Genomic DNA, 3,797 nt, shown 5'->3' with positions numbered 1-3,797 from the left:
GAGCGCTACGTGAAGGAATACAGGATTGACAAGAGCTTGGCCGAGACCCTCGTAAACGATGAGCGCGACGAGCTCTTCGAGGAGCTCGTGAAGAAGGGGGTCAAGCCGTCCTTAGCGGCTTCAATCCTCGTGGTCGTCCTCAAGGGCCTCAAGAAGGAGGTTCCGATTGAGAACATCACGGACGGGCACATCAGAGAGGCCTTCGAGCTCTACCTCAACGGCAAGATAGCGAAGGAAGCCTTTGAGGAGATATTCAAGGAGCTTGCGAAGAACCCGGAGAAAAGCGCAAAGCAGGTGGCCGAGGAGAAGGGTCTAACGCTCCTCAGCGAGGAAGAGGTTGAGAAAATCATCGACGAGGTAATTCAGGCAAACATGGACGTCATCAAAGCCAAGGGAATGGGCGCAATGGGCATGATAATGGGAAGGGCAATGGCGAAGCTCCGCGGAAGGGCCGACGGCAAGCTCGTGAGCACCCTGGTGAGAAGGAAGATTCAGGAGCTGAGTGGGAGCTAACTTTTTAAGTTCTTTTTCTTACTTTCATTGATGGTTAAGGCGAAGTTCGTGGTTTACTACTACGAGCTTGAGGATGACGGCGAACTGAGAAAGGCCCTTAGGAGTTACATTACGCTTTTCTCACCAGATGTTGAGGCCCTAACATATGCTCTCTTTCAGGTGTCTTACTCCAGTCCTAAGATAACAGTCGTGAAAACGCCAAAGGCCATCTACGTCGCTCCGGGGGAGTACGAGATTGAAGGAAAAGCTTACGAGTTTCTCATCTCCAGTGAGAACGGCCTCAGGAAAGTTGCCGAGGAAATACTCGGTGTGAAGAGGCTCAAGCTCGACACCGTTGTGAACATCGTTCAGGCCGCTCTCTGGGGTTTGGCAATCCTCCTCGGCTACCTTGGCTACAAAAACGACGCTCTCAACGAGGTTTCCTCATACATGGCCCTTCTCTTTCTGCTCTCTGGGGCTATTGAGAACTTCAGAAGGGGCTACAAAAAGCGGGAGCGGGTCAGAGCATCGGCTCCTCATCACGCCTCAGAGTGAGGGAAAAGCGCTCATCATTCCCGCAGGGTGAAAAAGAGATAAGCTAACGCCCCAGCTCCTTGTGAGCCTTCGCGAGGTGCTTCGCCGCTATCGCCGCGAGGAGCGAGAGTTCCCCAGCCAAAACCGCTCCCGCAACTATCTCCGCGAACTTCTTGGCGTTTGTGCCGGGTGGGTCGCCTCCTCCAGCGACGCCCATAATGCTTAAAGCCTCCCTCTGGGTCGGGACGCGCGTTCCTCCTCCGACAGTTCCGATTTCAAGGCTCGGCATTGTTATGCTGATGTAGAGGTCCCCCTCAGGCGTAACCTCCGCAAGGGTTATGCCGTGTGAACCTTCGGTAATCTGCGCCTCGTCCTGCCCCGTGGCGAGGAAGATTGCCCCGACTATGTTGCCAAAGTGGGCGTTGAAGCCGTAGGAACCAGCCTGGGCCGAGCCGACGAGGTTCTTGCGGTAGTTCACCTCAGCTATTAGTTCCGGCGTCGTCTTCAGCTTCCTCTCGACTATCTCGCGCGGAATTATCGCCTCGGCTATCACTGTCTTACCGCGCCCGTTGATGAAGTTCATTGCGTTCGGCTTCTTGTCAACGCAGAGGTTGCCAGAGAGCGCCAGATACTTCACGTCCGGGAAGTGCTCCTCGATAACTTTCATTATCTCCTCGCTCGCTATCGTCACCATGTTCATGCCCATTGCGTCGCCGGTCTCGAACTCAAACCTTAGGTAGAGGTTGTTGCCCACTATGAAGGGCTTGACGTCCCTGAGCTTTCCGTGCCTGGTGACCTTGCTGACGGCCTTCTCCTGAAGGTAGTCTATGTTCTCCTTCACCCACTCGGCAACTTCTCTGGCTCTCCTCGCGTCGGGGCACTTGAGAAGCGGTGCGCGGGTCATCTTGTCGTCTATGAGGGTAGTTTTAACACCTCCCGCCTCTGTGAGGGCAGAACAACCCCTGTTAACGCTGGCAACGAGCGCACCCTCGGTGGTGGCGAGGGGTATGTAGAACTCGCCCTTCGCGTACTCGCCGTTGATTTTGAGCGGTCCAGCAACGCCCATCGGTATCTGGACGACGCCTATCATGTTCTCAATGTTTCTGCCGATGACCTGCTCGGGGTCTATGCTGTAGTGCCCGATGTGCTCAAGCTTCACGCCGAGCTTCTTCTCAAGGGCCTTCCTCCTGACTTCGGTCGCGGTTCTCTTGTCCGTGTACTTCTCAACCTGGTGGAGCTTTACCTCTCCCTTAACGACCTTCTCAACGAGTTCCTCAAACTCCATTTCAACACCCCCAGAATCAGCCGAAAATCCATTCCTCAAGGACTTCTCCTATTTCCTTGAACGCGACGGCGGCGTCGCTGTTTGGGAGGTACTTGATTATCGGGATTCCAACGTTGATTGATTCGGGAACGTTGTAGTCGAAGGGAACCCACCCGAGAACAGGGACGTCCAAATCCTCCTCAATGGCCTCGATTATCTTGTCCACCACATCGGCGCTTTCGCGAACCTTGTTCAGGACGACACCGATGTTGAGGTTGTACTTTTCTCCAAGGGCTTTCAGCTTCTCTATTTCGTTTTTAACCATAGTCTCGAACGAGTAAATCGGAGAACGTTCTATTTCAACGACTATAAGCTGGTAGTTAGCGACTTGAAAAGTTGGGAGGGTATCAAAGGGAACACCTGTGGGGGAGTCAACAAAAACGACGCCGAACTTGTATTTCACCCTTTCGAGGATGTCAACGAGCCTCCTCGGCGATATTCCGAGGACATCCTGAAGCTGAGTGCTTCCCGGCATTACGTAGACGCCGGTTTCCTTGTGGCGGTATATGGCCCATTCCGGGTCAACGTCCGGGTTCTTCAGAAGGGTGTGGACTGTGTATTTAACCGTGTCTAGGGCGAAGTGAAACCCGAGGTTGGGCAGGTAGAGGTCGCCATCAACGGCCAGAACGCGGTACTCCTTCATGGCGAGGTAAGAGCTAAGGTTCGCCGTTGTGGTTGTTTTGCCGGCTCCGCCACGCCCCGTTACGACTATCAGTGCCATCGCTACCCCTCTAAGCTTCTCTGTTGGGAGTTGAGGATATAAGGTTTCCGATTGAACTTCCGTTGGTACGTCGCTTTCTGCGTATGCACCTACACAATTCTGTCCAGTGATGGGCCTTAAGGACTCGATGAACACAAAAGGTTTATATCGTCCCCGTTTAGATTCCCATTGTAAGGTTAAGGAGATGGTTGCCATGGCTGAAAAGATGCCCGCTATTATGAAGACCAAACCCGCTTACGGAGCAGAGCTCGTTGAGGTTGACGTTCCCAAGCCCGGGCCGGGCGAGGTTCTCATCAGGGTTCTCGCGACAAGCATCTGCGGAACTGATTTGCACATCTACGAGTGGAACGAGTGGGCGCAGAGCAGGATTAAACCGCCTCAGATTATGGGCCACGAGGTTGCCGGTGAGGTCGTTGAAGTCGGCCCAGGTGTTGATGACCTTCAGGTTGGTGACTATATCAGTGTCGAGACACATATCGTCTGCGGCAAGTGCTACGCCTGCAAGCACAACCGCTATCACGTCTGCCAGAACACCAAGATTTTCGGCGTCGACATGGACGGCGTCTTCGCAACTTATGCCGTGGTTCCTGCTAAGAACGCTTGGAAGAACCCCAAGGACATGAAGCCCGAATATGCGGCCCTCCAGGAGCCACTCGGAAACGCGGTTGATACCGTTTTAGCCGGCCCGATAGCGGGCAGGAGCACGCTCATAACCGGAGCCGGCCC

At 54.2% G+C, this 3,797-nt stretch carries 5 protein-coding genes; 3 read left to right on the top strand and 2 right to left on the bottom strand.

Features of this window, described 5'->3' with window-relative positions:
• Together MVO87_RS07120 and MVO87_RS07115 are read left to right on the top strand one after the other, a co-directional pair.
• Window positions 1-513, top strand: a 513-nt coding sequence (locus tag MVO87_RS07120) for a GatB/YqeY domain-containing protein (protein ID WP_297552708.1), incomplete at its 5' end; no start/stop codon positions are given.
• Between the two features lie 30 nt (window positions 514-543).
• Complete coding sequence (locus MVO87_RS07115; RefSeq protein WP_297552707.1) at window positions 544-1,047, top strand: hypothetical protein; 504 nt, start codon at window positions 544-546, stop codon at window positions 1,045-1,047.
• A gap of 43 nt (window positions 1,048-1,090) precedes the next feature.
• Here the strand turns inward: MVO87_RS07115 and hmgA are convergent, their stop codons facing one another.
• Window positions 1,091-2,311, bottom strand: a complete 1,221-nt coding sequence (hmgA, locus tag MVO87_RS07110) for a hydroxymethylglutaryl-CoA reductase (NADPH) (RefSeq protein ID WP_297552705.1) — start codon at window positions 2,309-2,311, stop codon at window positions 1,091-1,093.
• 16 nt (window positions 2,312-2,327) lie between these two features.
• Window positions 2,328-3,071 (bottom strand): MinD/ParA family ATP-binding protein, encoded by a 744-nt coding sequence (locus MVO87_RS07105; RefSeq protein WP_167914688.1) that lies wholly within the window; start codon window positions 3,069-3,071, stop codon window positions 2,328-2,330.
• 193 nt (window positions 3,072-3,264) lie between these two features.
• Here MVO87_RS07105 and MVO87_RS07100 point away from each other — a divergent pair.
• Window positions 3,265-3,797 (top strand): alcohol dehydrogenase catalytic domain-containing protein (locus tag MVO87_RS07100; protein ID WP_297552710.1); only part of this gene is annotated, 533 nt, incomplete at its 3' end.

This window comes from Thermococcus sp., from assembly GCF_027063845.1.
GTDB lineage: Archaea > Methanobacteriota_B > Thermococci > Thermococcales > Thermococcaceae > Thermococcus.
Note: the sequence above shows the minus strand (reverse complement) of the source record. Positions and strands in the feature narration are given on the sequence as shown.

What these genes read in the sequence shown, in the direction of transcription:
- MVO87_RS07115 (WP_297552707.1), top strand. Translation starts at nt 544, where the DNA reads ATGGTTAAGGCGAAGTTCGTGGTTTACTACTACGAGCTTGAGGATGAC.
- hmgA (WP_297552705.1), bottom strand. Translation starts at nt 2,311, where the DNA reads ATGGAGTTTGAGGAACTCGTTGAGAAGGTCGTTAAGGGAGAGGTAAAG.
- MVO87_RS07105 (WP_167914688.1), bottom strand. Translation starts at nt 3,071, where the DNA reads ATGGCACTGATAGTCGTAACGGGGCGTGGCGGAGCCGGCAAAACAACC.